The sequence below is a fragment of the Methylobacterium sp. WL120 genome (assembly GCF_008039465.1).
Taxonomy (GTDB): Bacteria; Pseudomonadota; Alphaproteobacteria; order Rhizobiales; family Beijerinckiaceae; genus Methylobacterium; species Methylobacterium cerastii.
Map to the genome: position 1 here is coordinate 40,142 of NZ_VRUT01000004.1, position 14,278 is coordinate 54,419.

Consider the following 14,278-nt stretch of genomic DNA (forward strand, 5'->3'; position numbering starts at 1 on the left):
GGATGTTTTTCCTTCGCGGATGGATCGAGGTGGGAGAGGGCTCAGTTCGAGACCTGGGTGATGGCGCGGTCGACGTTCACGCGGGCCGACCAGTCCTTGGCGCTGTCCTGGCCCTTGAGATCGATGAGACGGGCGGCGGTGACGTCGACGTTCTTGAAGTCGGCCCCGGCGACGGTCGCGCCGGTGAGATTGGCGCCCGACAGGTCCGAGCCCATCAGCACCACGTCGGTCAGGTCCGCATCGGTGAGGTCGGCGTATTCCAGGCGCGAGCGCCCGAGGTTCGCCCCCTTCAGGTTGGCGCCCTTGAGGTTCACCGAGACGAACACGGCCCGCATCAGGCCCATGGACTGGTTCTTGATGTCAGCGCCGCCCTTAAGGTCGACCAGCGTCGCCCCGGCCATGTTCGCGCCCTTGAAGTCGCCGATCGGCATAGACCGGCTGAGGTCGGCCCCGCTGAGGTTCACGTCGCGGGCGGTGATGCCGAACATCTTGGCGCCGACGAGCTTGGCGTCCGAGAGATCGGCCTTGATGAACCACGCCTGCTCCAGGTTCGCGCCGGATAGGTCGGCGCCGCGCAGGTTGGCCTTGTTGAGCCGGGCGGTGCGAAGGTTCGCGCCCTTCAGGTTCAGGCCGGAGAGGTCGAGGCCGGCGAGCGCCTTGTCGGAGAGGTCGATGGGCTTGCCGTCAGCTTTGGCGATCAGCGCTTCGACGTCGGCGCGGGTCATCTCGGCCTTGGTCATCGCGGCCGAGCCCATGTCGGCTCCCAGGAGCAGGTCCTGCTCGGCATGGGCGGGGGCGGCCAGAAGGACGGAGGCGAGCAGAAGGGGGGCGAGGCTGCGCATGGTTTCTCCCGGTTTTTCGCCCCGGCCCGGCGAAAGCCTGCGCTTCCTCACGGTCTTGCCGGACGGTTTTTTGTTCAGTGACCACAGTGATATGGAGCGCCGACGCAAACGTCTGTGACCCAAGTCACCGAAGGCTACGGATTCCGAAACTATAACGCTTGGGTCATGGGCATGGCGGCATCCCACGACCGCCGGCCCCGGGAGGACGACCATGCAGACCGCCCATCAGATCGAACGCTGGATCGAGCGCTTTCCACTGGTCCGGAACTTCAGTGCGAGCCATCTCCAGATCGCGCGCGGCAACGTGCATTTCCCCGTGCTTGAGTCCGGTGCGATTGCCTACGAACTCCAGGGTGCGTGTGCGAATTACCTCATGTGCATCGATGGGAGGACCCGGGTGTTCCGGATGTCCGAGACCGGCCGGGAGATGCTCATTTACAAGGTCGGCGCAGGCGGGACCTGCGTCCTCACCACCCAGTGCCTCCTGTCGGGCGGCGGCTTCCCGGCGCAGAGCGTCGCCGAGGCCCGGACGGAGCTTGCCGCATTGCCGGCCGACACCTTCCGGCAGCTGATGCGGGAGAGCGACGAGTTTCGGGACTTCGTCCTCGACGACTACACCAAGCTCCTGACCGCCGTGTTCGACCTCGTCGAGGAGGTGGCCTTCGCACCGCTGGAACAGAGGCTTGCGAGACGCCTGTTGGTCGAGGCCGATGCGGACGGCATCGTCTGGAAGACGCACCAGCAACTCGCGTCCGACGTCGGCAGCGTCCGCGAGGTCGTCAGCCGCCTGCTCGGTGAATGGGCCGATACTGGTCTGGTCGAGATCCGCCGCGGGCAGGTCCAGGTCATGGACCGGGCCGGCCTGGCCGCCGGAAGATTGAACTGACGGTTCTCCGAGCGCAGGCATCGACGGCACTACGGAGGTCGACGTTCACCCAGTGAATAGGACCTGGTCGTCACTGCAGACGGCCAGGAGCGTCGTGACAACATCGTTGGCGGATCGGCACCACCAGTATCCCTCCTCGGCGTTGAAGCCGTGGATTGGGAACGTCGCGACGAACTCCTCGACGTGACCGGCGGCCTCCTCGCGGCTCGCGAAGCCACCCTTGTGGACGCCCGCCCAAGAGACGGGCTGTCCGGGTCCCAAGGGTCGCTCGAAACGATGCACGCACGCCATCAGTCACCTCAGCGTTCCGGGCGAGCCCGACCGTAGCCGATCCCCCGACCGTCGCCAGGGACCGAGCGAGGCATCTCAAGCGCCATCCACCACGACGATGTCCAAGGTCGCGCACCGCCCCTGCCGCTTCCTGCTGCCGGCCACGGTCGCATCGTGGCTGGGCCGGCCCCTCCGTTGCAGGCAACCCGCGATGTCGTCGAGGATCAGGATGAGGTCCCCCCTCCGGCCGACGGTGGCCTCCAATTGGTCCAAGACGCGGTCGAGCCTGTCCGCATGGCCGGGCGCGTTCGGCATGAGGCGTTCGAGCCTGTCCGCCCAGACTTCGAACGTCGTATCCATAGAGGCTCCCTGGATGACGGGCCCGGCCAGCTCCTCGCGGCCTGGGCCCCGTGGCGCCTCGGCCGTGGTTCCGAGGCGCCACCGGGAACGGGTGAGCAGGCGGTCCTACGGATGGACGTAGGTGAAGCCCATCCCCTGGAGCCTGACGAGCTCGGCGACCCCGCTGGGGACGATGTCCTCCTCCGTCACGCCGTGCAGCTCGTGCCAGTCGATCTTCCGCTGGGTCAGGGTGTTCCTGCAGATCAGGAACTTGACGCCCTCGGCTTTCAGGGCGTCAATCTGGCCGGCGAGCTTGGGGTCGTTCGAGGCCATCTTAAACAGGTCGACGCCATCGCCGAAGTCGACCACCCGGACCTGGATGTGGTCCTTGCCCACCGCCTCGATGTGGTTCTTCACGTTGACGAGGATGTGCTTGAAGTAGGTGGCGTTGTCCGGCGCGCCGCCGTCGTTCTGGTAGACGACCTTCTGGTCGGAGTAGTACCCCGCGGGCACCTCGCTTGCCGCCATGGCGGGGGCCGCCATCAAGGCGAGAAGGGACAGGGCCGCGGCGAACGTCCGGCGTCTCATGGGCATCTTCCTTCCGATGGTCGTGGTGTGGTGGGGGATCAGGCGGCGGCCTTCATCTTGTCCATCCATTCCCGGCCCTTGAGCATCCCGTTCCAGTAGATGGGCGGGAGCATCCGTTGCTTGAGGAACCAGGCCGCGGGACTCGGTTTCGTGCCGTCGATGAACCAGGACAGGAAGCTCGGGAGGAGCTTGCCGCCGTAGCCGAACTTGGCGAGCAGGATCTTGCCCTGCTCGACCGTCAGCGGGCACGAGCCGTAGCTGTCATGGACGGCCTGGGGTCCCTTCACGAAGTCCATCTCGCGCAGGGAGACCGTGCAGCCGCTATGAAAGCCCGACCTGCGGGCGGCCACGGCTGCGTGGCCTTTGAGGGGCCTACAGACAATTTTAAAGACTCTTTCAGACCACCAAAATGGCTCCGGCACATCGCCTCGCCAGTCTGATGGTGGGCTCTCCTGACAGACGCACTCCCGCTCGGTTCAGGCTTCAGGCCTCAGGCTGGTTGTTCGACCTTGATGATCTGGGCAGCCACATCTCCCAGGTCCGGGCCGACGACGTCAGGACGCGGAGAGAGGGGATAGAGCTCCTGCCCGGGCCGGGCGATGAAGGCGCCTGCGCAGCCGGCGGCCTGGGCTCCGGCGATGTCCCAACCGTGCGCCGCGATCAGCCGAAGGTCGGAGGTCGCGACCCCGAGATCGTCGGCCACCGACCGGTAGGTCGCAGGATGGGGCTTGAACACCTTGACCACCTCGACGGTGTAGACCTTCTCGAACAAGGGCCGCAGTTCGGCGTGTTTCAGTTGGGCCTCGGCTGCATCCGGTGCCGAGTTGGTTAGGGTCACAAGGCGGAAACCCGCGGCCTTCAGGGCTTCGAGGCCGGCCTTCACGTCGGGGTGAGGCGGCAGCGTGCGAATACGGGACACGAGGCCCTTGATCGCATCGGCATCAAGACTGACCCCATACTGCTTGGCGGTCGTTTCCGCGGCGGCGATGCCGAGGCGGCCGAACGGCTGGTAGCCGCCGGTCAGCGTCGCGACGCTGGCGTACTGGAGCAAGGTCGAGAACCAGGTCTTCAAGGCATCAGGACGACCGAAGGCCTTTTCGAAAGGTCCTTTCAGGGGAGCGAGATCCAGGAGCGTCTCGTTGACGTCGAACATCAGGATGCGACGACCCTTGGTCTTGCGGGCCGGGCCGTCAGGGCTCTCGGCTGGCGTCGATCCGGTCTGGGCATCAGCCATCGTGGTCGCTAGGGTCATGGCAAGAACTCCGCCGCCGATCAGGCAGTCACGACGCTTCATCAATTGGTCCTTATCCTGTTGAGCAGGTTGGTGCCTGAACGGAATTTTCGAGGTGCTCGCCTCGGACATAGCGGGTGGTACGAACAAGCCAGACGATAGGTTACGATCCCTCGGCGCCGGTGCGTCGCCCGGCTTGGGTTGAAACCCGAAGCCCGTTCGACATTGTACTTGCCCTCTGCTGCTCGGCATGGTGTCGCGCGAGGCCACAGCGCGTCTGAGAACCCGCCTGAAGTCCACCGGCAAGGGTGCAAAGGTCGCACTCGGCCTCTTCTTGATCGCGAAGGGGATGCTGATCCTCTTCGGCCTCGACAAGGCGCTGGAGACCTACCTCGTCGATGTCTCGCCAGATTGGCTGATCCGACTAACCACACGCATCTGACCGCTCGGCTCCCACGACGGGATCGACGCAGGGGAGGTCCAGAGCATGAGAAGACGAAGTCTTTCATTCGCGGTGCTGTTGGCGGCGGCCGTGCCGGCCCAAGCCACCGAGATCCTCACGCGCCCGAGCGGTCGTTCCGTGACGGAGACGCTCGACCGATTGCAGACGCAGGTCACGGAGGGCGGGTTCACCGTCGTCGCTCGCGTCCCGCACGCGAAGGCCGCCAAGGGCGTCGGGGTGGACCTGAGGCCGACGGAGGTGCTGATCTTCGGCAACCCCAAGGGCGGTACGCCGCTGATGGCGTGCGACCAGCGTATCGGCCTGGACCTTCCGCTGCGGGCCCTTGCTTGGGAAGACGCCGCCGGCAAGGTTTGGCTGGCGATGCCGGACCCGGAGACCTTCCGCAGCCGCTACGATCTCGGAACCGCATGCGACGGCCCGATCCAGGCCATGCGCGCCGGCATTGTACGCCTGATGGACAAGGCGACGGAGCCGTAGGGTCGACGATGGCTCAATGGTCGCCGCCGGGCGGTCCGGATGCGAGCCGCAGCGGCGGATGCTTCCCCGGCTCCCGCCGGCGCGAGCCTAGCGATGTGTACGAACACGGGACCCGATGTCGGAGGATGGCCGGACCATGAAGGTCGTGCATCGCGGCAGCGGAACCGTGCTTGCGGAAGGTCCATCGGGCTGGGGCATGAGCCGGTTCGGCGGAGGCATCCACATCCGTCGACGCCATCTCGTCGGCGGGACCTTCTCCCTCGGCATCGTCCCCGGCCTGTGCGTCTACAGGGGGCTCTACCTATCACTCGACTACATGCCCCCGGACGGCCCCATCGAGCGCGGGCTCGGCTAGATGTACGTCGTGCCCAATCCGCTGCTGCCCTTCATCTGGTACCGGATCGCCGTCCCGAGCGATCACCCGGGGCTGGATTGCTTCCCCTGATCCGTACCGTCCCGAGGCTTCCCAGCCTTCAAGGGTGATCGGGCGCCGGGGTCCAGGCGTCCCGCTGCGAGCGGAACGGCATCGACAGGGATCGGCCGATGCCCGTGTCTGCGGGATCGCGGTAGGCGGGGACCCCGATGGCGATGTCATCCTGGTCGACGTCGAGGCGGAAGGTGCCGTGGAGCCGGTCCCAGAAGCTGAAACCGCTCGACCAGTTCGACTCGGTTTCGTCCTTGGCCGCCGAATGGTGGATGCCGTGCATCCGGGGGGTCGTCAGAACCCAGGCCAGGCGCCTCTCCAGGCCCTCCGGCAGGCGCAGGTTCGAGTGATGGAAGAGGATCGAGAGGAAGAAGAAACGCTGCCACAGGCGCAGGCCCCGCGGGGAAAGCCCGATCAGGGCGACCTGGCCGGCGCGCCAGGGCGCCGAGACGACCATATCGAGGGCATGGAACCGAAGCGCGGTGCTGGCATCGAGGTCGAGGTCGACGTGGTGGACGAGGTGGAGCCGCCACAGCAGCGACACCTTATGGGTGAGGACGTGCCAGAGGTAGAACGTGTAGTCCATCAAAAGGAGGCCGGCGACGTCCCGCCCCCATTCCGGCAGCGGCAGGCGCCGGACCAGACCCCGATCACGCTCCTCGGCGATGCGTGCGAGCGGTCCGACCAGGGGCGTCTCGGCCGCCATGATGGCGAGGGCGCTGGCGGCCCCCATCGCCAGGTTCACGAGCTCCCGGTTCGGTTCGGCCTGGGTCCGGCGCCTCAGCGGCCGGCGATGTTCGGCGACGACGATGGCCAGCGCGCCGATGGCCACGACGGCCCCGGTGACGAGTTCGAACCGGCCGAGGCGGAAGCCGGATTGGCGGTTCCTATCAAGACGCATAGCATCCGAAGTGGTGCGGGCCGCGTCGAGATCAATCGGGCGGGTCCGTGCGCGGCTTCCGTTCTTCGGCTAGACCTCGGTCGATGACGTCCCCCCGCCTCGTCCTGTTCACGCGCTATCCCGAGCCCGGCAAGGCCAAGACCCGGCTGATCCCCGCATTGGGTCCGGACGGCGCGGCCGCGCTCCATCGTCGGCTCACCGAGCGGACGCTGGCATCCATGCGCGCCACGGGCCTGCCGATGGAGATCCGCTCGACGGGAGCTGGAAAGGACGCCTTCCTGGAATGGCTCGGGCAGGATCTGGACGTGGTCGACCAAGGTGAGGGAGACCTCGGGGCCCGCCTTGCGCGTGCCGCGTCGCGGACCCCGGTCATCCTGCTCGGGGCGGATACGCCGGCACTCACCGCCGGCCATCTCGATGCCTTGGCCCACGCCCTGGCGTCGAACGCGGCCGCAATCGGTCCAGCGGAGGACGGGGGCTACTGGGCGCTTGGCATCGCCGAGACGATGCCGTTCCTCTTCGAGGACATGCCCTGGAGCACCGACCGGGTTTGCGCGATCACGCTGGCGCGTCTCACTGAGCGCGGCTTCGAGGCGGCCATCCTCGACACGCTGTCCGACCTGGATCGACCGGAGGATATCGCGCGGTTTCCGGACCTCCTGGCATGAGCCCGCAAGACGTCGCCATCGTCGTTCCCATGCTCGACGAGGCCGCGGCGCTGCCACGACTGCTGCGCCACCTCGCGGCCCTCGACCCACAACCGGCCGAAATCGTCGCGGTGGACGGCGGCAGCCGCGACGCGAGCGTCGAGATCGCGAGTGCCTCTGGCCTCGTGAAGGTCCTCCGGTGCCCGACGCAAGGCCGGGCCGCCCAGATCAATTACGGCGTCGGGGCCGTACGGTCGCCGCTCGTCTGCGTCCTGCACGCCGACACGCTCCTCCCGGACGATGCCGTCTCGGTGATCCGTCGAACGCTCGAAGACCCTCGGCTCGCCCTGGCGGGCTTCACGCCACTCCTCTCGGGACCCGAGACCGTTCGGTGGGGGACCAGCCTGCACAACTGGCTGAAGACCTGGTACGCGCCGCTGCTGTTCCGGCCGCATCTGTTCCTGCGTGGCGGGCGCCTGCTCTTCGGCGACCATGCGATGTTCTTCCGGCGCGTCGACTTCGAGGCCGTCGGGGGATGCGACGAGAGCCTCGCCCTGATGGAGGATGCCGACCTGTGCCTGCGCCTCGTCGCGCGGGGGCGCATCCGGCTGGTCAACCGCGTCGTCATCACCTCCGACCGTCGCGTCGCCGCCTGGGGGCCGATCAAGGCCAACTGGATCTATCTCAAGGTCGGCGTCCGTTGGGGCCTCGGCCTGCGCCGGGGGCTTGAGCGCCACTATCCCGACGTCAGATGAGTTCCGGATCGGGAACGAGGTAGCCGGCCCGGACTGCGTAGGCGACGAGGCGGCGCAGGAATCCCGGCCCGGTCGGCGGACAGGTTCGGCCCGACAGCCGCGCAAGGTTTTCGGCGACGAACCGTGGGTCGCGTCGGAGGTAGCTCTCGAAGCGGGCCGTGACGCCGGCGTACAGGTAGGCTTCCATCGGCGGCAGGGCCTCCACGTCGAAGCGTTCCGGGGCGACCAACCGGGGCACCCTGAAACCCGGGTAGTCGTGGGCGACGAGGTCGACCACCGTCGTGGGCTCACCGGACACGAGGTGGAAGACCCGGCCCGCCGCGTCCTCGAACCGTTCCGCCACGTCGACGATGCCGCCGACGACGTGATCGACTGGGACGAGGTCGACGCTCGCGCCCGACGTTGCGGGTAACGTGCCGATGCGTCCCGACCCGATGAGCTTGAGGAAGGCGTAGATGTTCTCGAACCGGCCCAACGCTCCGTCCTCCGCGCGGCCGACGACGATGGAGGGCCGGACCGTCGCCACCGGCGCCCCGCCGGCCCGGGCTACTCGCTCGCCCGCGTCCTTGCTGGCCTCGTAGCCGTTCGCGAACGCAGCTCCCTCGGTCCAGGTCTCGGGGACCGGCCCGGATCGCTCTCCGCAGACATAAGCCGTGCTGACGTGGACGAGGCCCGCCCCGACCCGCTTGGCGAAGGCGGCGACGTTGGCCGTGCCCTCGACGTTGACGGACCGGTACTGCGCCTCGGAGGCCGCGAAGTCGGTCAGTGCGGCGCAGTGGACGATGAGGTCGAGCCCATCGCGAAGAAACCCGTCGTCGAGGCCGAGATCCGGGACGCGGACGTCCCCCTGGAGCCAGGTGAACGTCCCCGGCGGGGGCGAACCGCCACCGGCCCGGGCGGGCTCGGGCATCGAACCGTCGGTCCGGACGAAGCCGCGGTTCCGATGGACGAGGCCGACGACCCCGTGCCCCCGTTCCGCGAGGGCCCCGCACAGCTCGGACCCGACGAGGCCGGCGGCGCCGGTGACGAGGACCCGCAGGGCTCCCATCAGCAGCAAGCGGTCGAGGAAGGCCCGGCGGCGGGGCCACCGAAGGGCAGGTCGGTGCCGCATCCCGAGAAGATCCCGAAGTGCCGGGTGAAATCTCCGAACAGGTCGAAATCCGGGGCGAACCGCGTCTCGGCCACCATGCGGAAGGTGTTTCCGCATACCGGCATGATTCGACCGGGCTCGAAGGCATGGTGCTTGTCGAGGTGGAAGGGCTCCACCGATCCCGGGGCGCCGCGGTAGCGCACCGCCTGTCCATGGTCCTCGCAGGCCATGTCGAGCGCCGCGAGCTTGAACAGGCGGTAGGTCGCCGAGAAGAACCGGGTCCCGGCGACCTTCGCGGCCACCTCCGCGTCGCCGACGGTGAGGGGACGGTCGGTGACGAGGCGTGGGTCCACGAAGCCCGCCGCACGCGCGCCCGTCAGGAAGTCGCCCCAGTAGAGCGCTCCGGCCAGGCATTCCCCGTGGAGCACGGGATCGTCCCGCCAGGCGGGGGGAAGGCGCCGGTCGGCGTAGACATCCGAGAAGTACAGCTCGCCCCCTTCCTTGAGGAGGCGGTGCGCCGCCGCGAAGACCGCCGCCTTGTCCGCCACGAGGTTGATGACGCAATTCGACACGATCACGTCGAACGATCCAGGCTCCAGGTCGAGCTCGTCGAGGCGCGCGATGTCGCCCGCGACGAAGTCGACGTTGGATGCCGCGTAGCCGAAGGCGTCCCGGTGCCAGTCGCGATGCTCGCGCGCCACCGCGAGCTGCTCGGCGGTCGCGTCGATGCCCAGCACCGATCCGGAGGCCCCGACGAGTTGCGACAGCAGGAACACGTCCCGCCCCGATCCGCATCCGAGGTCGAGGATGCGGGCGCCGGCCACGCGTTCGGGCACGACCAGGCCGCACCCGTAGTAGCGCGCGGACACCTCCGGGTGGATGCGCGCCAGGGCCGAGCGGATCGCGGGCGGCGGGGGCTCAAGCGTGCAGCAGGCGTCCGTCCGCAGGTCGGCCGATCCTTGCAGGACCCGACCATAGTAATGCTGGGTGTTTTCGAGGCTCATGCGGGACGCTCCTGTGGGTCGAGGGAGACCACGCCGCGTGGAGCACGGTCAATCGCGCGGGCTGGCGCAGGGAAGGATCGTGATGTCCTGGACGCACGACGTCGTGGTTGTCGGTGCCGGGGCGGCCGGGCTCACCGCCGCGGGAGGCTTGGCGCAGCTCGGCTTGCGGGTGGCCTTGGTCGAGGCGGGCCCCATGGGGGGCGAATGCCTCAACACGGGCTGCGTTCCGTCCAAGGCCCTTCTCGCGACCGCGGCCCGGGCGCAGGCGGTCCGCGAGGTCGGACGGTTCGGCATCCGCGCGCAGGAGCCGAAGGTCGATTTCGCGGCCGTCATGGCGCATGTGCGCGGCGTCATCGCCGAGATTGCCCCGCACGATGCGCCGGAGCGCTTCGAGGCCTGGGGCGTGGAGGTGATCAGCGCGCATGCCCGCTTCACGGCACCCCGGACGCTGCTGGCAGCCGGCCGGACCCTCAGGGCGCCGAGGATCGTGCTCGCTGTGGGATCCCGCCCGGCCGTGCCCTCTATACCGGGTCTCGACGCCGTTCCCTTCCTGACGAACGAGACGCTGTTCTCCATCGATGCCCTTCCGGATCGCCTCGTCGTGCTGGGCGCCGGCTCGGTCGGCATGGAGATGGCGCAGGCATTCCGTCGCCTCGGGGCCGAGGTCGCGGTGATCGACCGGGGGCCACCCCTATCCCGGGACGAACCTGAGGCCGCTGCGCTGGTGGCGGAGCGACTGCAGGCGGAAGGCGTCACGTTCCACCGCTCCACGATACGCGGCGTCTCGGCTACCGGGGACCGCGTCCAGGTAGAGCTGGATGGCGGCGGCACCGTCGAGGGAAGCCACCTCCTGGTTGCGCTGGGTCGGTCCGCGAACCTCCTCGGGCTCGGCCTCGACGAGGCGGGCGTCAGCACGGTTGGTGGAGGCATCGTCGTCGACGACCGATTGCGGACCAGCGCACGCGGCGTCTACGCCATCGGCGATTGCCGCGACGGACCTCGCCTAACCCATGTGGCCGGTTACGAGGGCGCGCGGATCGTCGCCGCCGTCGGGTTCGGGTTGCGTGCCCGGGTCGACTACCGCGCACTGCCGCGGGTGGCCTACACCAGTCCGGAGCTCGCCCAGGTCGGGATGACGGAAGCGGAGGCACAGAAGAAGGGAGGCCGTGTCACGGTGATGCGCGAACCCTTCGCCGACAACGACCGGGCCGTCGCCGAGGGAGCCTCGGAGGGCTTCCTGAAGGTGGTCCGGCGGAATGGTCGGGTCGTCGGCGCCTGCCTGGCGGGCGAGCGGGTGGGCGACCTGACGATGCCGTGGGTTCTCTCCATCGGCGGTGCCAAACCGACGCCGTGGGCGTTGTCGGGCATGATCCTGCCCTATCCGACCCGCTCCGAGATCACGAAGGCAGCCGCGTTCGCCGTATACGCACCGCGCCTGTTCTCGCGGCCGGCGCGCCTCTGGGCCGGCATCCTCGCCGCGCTTCGGCGTCGGCTGGGCTGAGGCGATCCCGATGGCTTCCGCTCCCCCTCCCGCCGGCCCCTCAAGCTCGCCGTTCCGTGACAGCCGGGCCCCGAGGCTCGCGCCGGGCAAGTTCCGGGATCAGGCCCGGACGATGACCGGTGCGCCCCGCGCCCGCGTCGCCCTCACGCGTCTGGAGACGCTCTGGTTCAACACCGGGACCCTGTGCAACCTCGCCTGCGCCAACTGCTACATCGAGAGCACGCCCCGCAACGACGCGCTGGTCTACCTGCGTGCGTCGGAGGTGGCCCGGTATCTCGACGAGATCCGGTCGCTCGGACTGCCCACGCGCCTGGTCGGCTTCACCGGCGGCGAGCCCTTCCTCAATCGCGAGGTCCCGGCGATGCTCGACCTCGCGTTGGGGAACGGGCATGCGGTGCTGGTGCTGACCAACGCCATGCGGCCGATGCGGCGCTTCGAGGCTGAGTTGCTTGGCCTGCGCGACCGGTATGGAAGCCTCCTCGAACTCCGTGTCAGCCTCGACCACCACACCGCGTCCGTCCACGAGGCGGAGCGAGGGTCTGGGACCTGGGAAGTCGCGCTCTCCGGCTTGGACTGGCTCGCACGGGAGGGTTTCTGCTTCGCGGTCGCCGGTCGGCACCTAGCGGGTGAGACCGATGCCGAGGCGCGGCGCGGCTACGCCGCACTTTTCGCCGGTCTCGGCATCAGGCTTGACGTGGACGATCCGACCCGACTGGTGCTGTTCCCCGAGATGGACGCGACCGCGGACGTCCCCGAGGTCACGGAGGCTTGTTGGGCCCTGGTTGGAAAGTCGCCCGATGCCATGATGTGCGCCACGAGCCGGATGGTCGTGCACCGCCGCGGGGAGGTAAGCCCCTCCGTCGTGGCGTGTACGCTGGTGCCGTACGATAAGGGCTTTGACCTCGGGCCGGACCTATCGGCGGCCCTGGGCTCGGTCGCCCTCAATCATCCGAACTGTTCGCGTTTCTGCGTGCTCGGCGGGGCGACGTGCGGCTAGCGGGCCTCACGGTTTGCCGGCCTACGCGCGCCCACGTTTTTTCGACGTCAGGCCCCTAAAATATTCCTCCGTAGCAAGTGAACGAGCCATGGAGCCCCTCAAGACCGCTTCTCGCGATCCCTGGGCAAGATGGATGGGCAGTATGCAGAAGCCCAATTAAACGGAGCCTTACAACCGGCCTGGCTGGGAAACGGTCGGACCGCATTTGCTCCTGAGAGGAGCGGCCATAGTTTTAGGCGGCAGAGACAAAGCCATGGTTAGACGATGCCATGCCGACCGTGATCCCGGAGCCATGCCGCACCCTCGGAATGTGGAAGCTCCTTAATCGGGGAGATCGGTTTGTTTGTCCGCTACCACGGCGAAAAGGTCCGTGAGTGCTGCTAGGCTCGCCGCTTGAAGCTGTGCGGCAGAAACGATCGAACCACCTGGCGCCGGCAGGTCTCGTGTCGCCGTCGTCGAGGCGACCACCGTGGGACGGAACCCAAGGCTGAAGGCCCCACGTGCCGTTGAGTTGATGCACATGTGCGTCATGAATCCTGCAAGGACAATGTCCTTCACTCCCGCCGCCTCCAACTGCGCTTGAAGATCGGTCCCGACGAAAGCATTCGGATACGCCTTGGTGATCACCGGCTCGCTGCCTTGGGGGGCCACCTCGCTGCTGATCTGACCGATGGGGGCCTTGACGTCGTAGGGCGAGCCCGGTCCGGCATCGTGCTGGACATGGATGATAGGGATGCCGGCGTTGCGTGCCCGTGCGAGTAGGGCAGCGGCCTCTCGGATGGCGGCCTCAACGCCTTCGAGCCGCATCACGCCCTGCCGGTAGGTCTCTTGCAGGTCGATCATCACGAGGGCGGCCCCCTTGAGGGACGTAGGCTCCGGGCTGAGGCCTGAGATGGCGCGTAAGGTTGCAAGATCCGACAATGTACTTCTCCTGGCGTTAACGCTCGACCGTCGCAACTGGATCGAGGCGCGGAGCGGACCCTATCATCCACCGCACGGAAGGCCTCTTGGCGAGAAGTCGATGGCGAACACCTCGGTCCATCCCGCCTTCGGTTCGGGGTCTATTGGTCCAGGCGGTAGGCCGAACTCTCGCAAATCAGGAACGTGAACTTGAACAGCTCCTCGCAGACGTCAATGACGCGGTAGTAGACGCATGGCATACGCAGGGTACCACACCGCCTGCCACGCATCAGCCGAAACGACACAGAGGTGGATCGGATTGTCTTAAGCAAAAAGAAAGGGCCGCCCGAAGGCGACCCCAATATCGAATTTGGTTTGGAGGTCAGTACCCGCAGCCGTAGGGCGAATACCCGTAGCCGCCGCCGTAGCCGTAGCCGACCGGCTGGCCGTAGCCATAGCCACCACCATAACCACCGCCGTAGCCATAACCGACCGGACGAGCGTAGCCGTATCCGCCGTAACCATATCCACCGTAGGCGTTCGATGCGATGGCACCCGCTGCGAGGCCGGCGATGCCAAGCCCGATCACCGCACCCGGTCCGATACCCCGGCGCCCGTAGCCGCCACCGTAGTATCCGCGGCCATACCCACCGCGGTACCCGCCGTAGCCACGGCCGTAGCCGCCACCGAAGCCGACGCCCCGATACCCGCCGAAGCCGCGACCGAACCCGCCGCGACCGAAACCGACTCCCATGTACCCGCCGCCGAAGCCACGACCGAACCCGCCGTGACCGAACCCACCACGGCCAAAGCCGCCGCCGTGACCGAACCCACCGTGGCCGAAGCCACCACCATGACCGAAGCCACGAGCCTCAGCGGATGGCGATGCTAATACGCCAAGGCCCAAGGCTGCCGTCGCAACAAGAGCAATCTTGTTCATGCGCAAAGAATTTCCGGAGATGT

The 14,278-nt window shown here is 67.7% G+C and carries 17 protein-coding genes and 1 pseudogene; 8 read left to right on the top strand and 10 right to left on the bottom strand.

Annotation, left to right across the window (positions count from 1 at the left end; all coding sequences use genetic code 11):
- Positions 1–41 precede the first annotated feature (41 nt).
- Positions 42–842 (bottom strand): pentapeptide repeat-containing protein, encoded by an 801-nt coding sequence (locus FV229_RS01725; protein WP_147750279.1) that lies wholly within the window; start codon positions 840–842, stop codon positions 42–44.
- Between the two features lie 211 nt (positions 843–1,053).
- Between FV229_RS01725 and FV229_RS01730 the strand changes: the two genes are divergently transcribed.
- Complete coding sequence (locus FV229_RS01730) at positions 1,054–1,728, top strand: Crp/Fnr family transcriptional regulator (RefSeq protein WP_147750280.1); 675 nt, start codon at positions 1,054–1,056, stop codon at positions 1,726–1,728.
- Positions 1,729–2,094: 366 nt separating this feature from the next.
- Here FV229_RS01730 and FV229_RS01735 read toward each other — a convergent pair whose 3' ends face one another.
- From FV229_RS01735 to FV229_RS01750, 4 genes and pseudogenes are all read right to left on the bottom strand, one after another.
- Positions 2,095–2,358: a hypothetical protein gene (locus FV229_RS01735; RefSeq protein ID WP_147750281.1), complete on the bottom strand. Its 264-nt coding sequence runs from the start codon at positions 2,356–2,358 to the stop codon at positions 2,095–2,097.
- 105 nt (positions 2,359–2,463) lie between these two features.
- Positions 2,464–2,925: a DsrE family protein gene (locus FV229_RS01740; RefSeq protein ID WP_147750282.1), complete on the bottom strand. Its 462-nt coding sequence runs from the start codon at positions 2,923–2,925 to the stop codon at positions 2,464–2,466.
- Positions 2,926–2,963: 38 nt separating this feature from the next.
- Positions 2,964–3,197 (bottom strand): annotated as a pseudogene (locus FV229_RS01745) (NAD(FAD)-dependent dehydrogenase); the annotation flags it as partial.
- Positions 3,198–3,415: 218 nt separating this feature from the next.
- Positions 3,416–4,219 carry a haloacid dehalogenase type II gene (locus FV229_RS01750; protein WP_210246574.1) on the bottom strand — a complete coding sequence of 268 codons (804 nt, stop codon included), beginning with the start codon at positions 4,217–4,219 and terminating at the stop codon, positions 3,416–3,418.
- Positions 4,220–4,406: 187 nt separating this feature from the next.
- On the opposite strand from FV229_RS01750, the gene FV229_RS01755 reads away from it, so the two are divergent.
- The 3 genes from FV229_RS01755 to FV229_RS01765 all read left to right on the top strand — a co-directional run bounded on the left by FV229_RS01755 (position 4,407) and on the right by FV229_RS01765 (position 5,451).
- Positions 4,407–4,598 (top strand): hypothetical protein, encoded by a 192-nt coding sequence (locus FV229_RS01755; RefSeq protein ID WP_187275028.1) that lies wholly within the window; start codon positions 4,407–4,409, stop codon positions 4,596–4,598.
- Between the two features lie 138 nt (positions 4,599–4,736).
- Positions 4,737–5,096: a DUF302 domain-containing protein gene (locus tag FV229_RS01760; protein WP_246688011.1), complete on the top strand. Its 360-nt coding sequence runs from the start codon at positions 4,737–4,739 to the stop codon at positions 5,094–5,096.
- Between the two features lie 136 nt (positions 5,097–5,232).
- Positions 5,233–5,451, top strand: a complete 219-nt coding sequence (locus tag FV229_RS01765) for a hypothetical protein (RefSeq protein ID WP_147750284.1) — start codon at positions 5,233–5,235, stop codon at positions 5,449–5,451.
- Between the two features lie 118 nt (positions 5,452–5,569).
- Here FV229_RS01765 and FV229_RS01770 read toward each other — a convergent pair whose 3' ends face one another.
- A complete protein-coding gene (locus FV229_RS01770; RefSeq protein WP_147750285.1) occupies positions 5,570–6,421 on the bottom strand; it encodes a sterol desaturase family protein in 852 nt (283 codons plus the stop codon).
- 83 nt (positions 6,422–6,504) lie between these two features.
- On the opposite strand from FV229_RS01770, the gene FV229_RS01775 reads away from it, so the two are divergent.
- Both FV229_RS01775 and FV229_RS01780 read left to right on the top strand, forming a co-directional pair.
- Positions 6,505–7,089 (top strand): TIGR04282 family arsenosugar biosynthesis glycosyltransferase, encoded by a 585-nt coding sequence (locus FV229_RS01775; protein WP_147750286.1) that lies wholly within the window; start codon positions 6,505–6,507, stop codon positions 7,087–7,089.
- Positions 7,086–7,823: a glycosyltransferase gene (locus tag FV229_RS01780; RefSeq protein ID WP_147750287.1), complete on the top strand. Its 738-nt coding sequence runs from the start codon at positions 7,086–7,088 to the stop codon at positions 7,821–7,823. The genes FV229_RS01775 and FV229_RS01780 overlap by 4 nt, the downstream gene beginning before the upstream one ends.
- On the opposite strand, the gene FV229_RS01785 is transcribed toward FV229_RS01780, so the two are convergent.
- Complete coding sequence (locus tag FV229_RS01785) at positions 7,816–8,871, bottom strand: SDR family oxidoreductase (protein WP_187275029.1); 1,056 nt, start codon at positions 8,869–8,871, stop codon at positions 7,816–7,818. The genes FV229_RS01780 and FV229_RS01785 overlap by 8 nt on opposite strands.
- Positions 8,871–9,917, bottom strand: a complete 1,047-nt coding sequence (locus FV229_RS01790; protein ID WP_147750289.1) for a methyltransferase domain-containing protein — start codon at positions 9,915–9,917, stop codon at positions 8,871–8,873. The genes FV229_RS01785 and FV229_RS01790 overlap by 1 nt, the downstream gene beginning before the upstream one ends.
- Before the next feature lie 82 nt (positions 9,918–9,999).
- Here FV229_RS01790 and FV229_RS01795 point away from each other — a divergent pair, with 82 nt between their 5' ends.
- A complete protein-coding gene (locus FV229_RS01795) occupies positions 10,000–11,418 on the top strand; it encodes an FAD-dependent oxidoreductase (RefSeq protein WP_147750321.1) in 1,419 nt (472 codons plus the stop codon).
- A gap of 112 nt (positions 11,419–11,530) precedes the next feature.
- Positions 11,531–12,415 carry a radical SAM protein gene (locus FV229_RS01800; RefSeq protein WP_246688012.1) on the top strand — a complete coding sequence of 295 codons (885 nt, stop codon included), beginning with the start codon at positions 11,531–11,533 and terminating at the stop codon, positions 12,413–12,415.
- A gap of 321 nt (positions 12,416–12,736) precedes the next feature.
- Here the strand turns inward: FV229_RS01800 and FV229_RS01805 are convergent, their stop codons facing one another.
- Together FV229_RS01805 and FV229_RS01810 are read right to left on the bottom strand one after the other, a co-directional pair.
- Positions 12,737–13,336 (bottom strand): cysteine hydrolase family protein, encoded by a 600-nt coding sequence (locus FV229_RS01805; RefSeq protein WP_147750291.1) that lies wholly within the window; start codon positions 13,334–13,336, stop codon positions 12,737–12,739.
- A 361-nt stretch (positions 13,337–13,697) separates the two neighbouring features.
- Complete coding sequence (locus FV229_RS01810; RefSeq protein WP_147750322.1) at positions 13,698–14,255, bottom strand: hypothetical protein; 558 nt, start codon at positions 14,253–14,255, stop codon at positions 13,698–13,700.
- Positions 14,256–14,278: the final 23 nt, after the last annotated feature.

Excerpts from the sequence above, each read along its gene's own strand:
- FV229_RS01725 (WP_147750279.1), bottom strand. The coding sequence starts at position 842 with ATGCGCAGCCTCGCCCCCCTTCTGCTCGCCTCCGTCCTTCTGGCCGCC.
- FV229_RS01730 (WP_147750280.1), top strand. The coding sequence starts at position 1,054 with ATGCAGACCGCCCATCAGATCGAACGCTGGATCGAGCGCTTTCCACTG.
- FV229_RS01735 (WP_147750281.1), bottom strand. The coding sequence starts at position 2,358 with ATGGATACGACGTTCGAAGTCTGGGCGGACAGGCTCGAACGCCTCATG.
- FV229_RS01740 (WP_147750282.1), bottom strand. The coding sequence starts at position 2,925 with ATGAGACGCCGGACGTTCGCCGCGGCCCTGTCCCTTCTCGCCTTGATG.
- FV229_RS01750 (WP_210246574.1), bottom strand. The coding sequence starts at position 4,219 with ATGAAGCGTCGTGACTGCCTGATCGGCGGCGGAGTTCTTGCCATGACC.
- FV229_RS01755 (WP_187275028.1), top strand. The coding sequence starts at position 4,407 with ATGGTGTCGCGCGAGGCCACAGCGCGTCTGAGAACCCGCCTGAAGTCC.
- FV229_RS01765 (WP_147750284.1), top strand. The coding sequence starts at position 5,233 with ATGAAGGTCGTGCATCGCGGCAGCGGAACCGTGCTTGCGGAAGGTCCA.
- FV229_RS01770 (WP_147750285.1), bottom strand. The coding sequence starts at position 6,421 with ATGCGTCTTGATAGGAACCGCCAATCCGGCTTCCGCCTCGGCCGGTTC.
- FV229_RS01775 (WP_147750286.1), top strand. The coding sequence starts at position 6,505 with ATGACGTCCCCCCGCCTCGTCCTGTTCACGCGCTATCCCGAGCCCGGC.
- FV229_RS01780 (WP_147750287.1), top strand. The coding sequence starts at position 7,086 with ATGAGCCCGCAAGACGTCGCCATCGTCGTTCCCATGCTCGACGAGGCC.
- FV229_RS01785 (WP_187275029.1), bottom strand. The coding sequence starts at position 8,871 with ATGGGAGCCCTGCGGGTCCTCGTCACCGGCGCCGCCGGCCTCGTCGGG.
- FV229_RS01790 (WP_147750289.1), bottom strand. The coding sequence starts at position 9,917 with ATGAGCCTCGAAAACACCCAGCATTACTATGGTCGGGTCCTGCAAGGA.
- FV229_RS01795 (WP_147750321.1), top strand. The coding sequence starts at position 10,000 with ATGTCCTGGACGCACGACGTCGTGGTTGTCGGTGCCGGGGCGGCCGGG.
- FV229_RS01800 (WP_246688012.1), top strand. The coding sequence starts at position 11,531 with ATGACCGGTGCGCCCCGCGCCCGCGTCGCCCTCACGCGTCTGGAGACG.
- FV229_RS01810 (WP_147750322.1), bottom strand. The coding sequence starts at position 14,255 with ATGAACAAGATTGCTCTTGTTGCGACGGCAGCCTTGGGCCTTGGCGTA.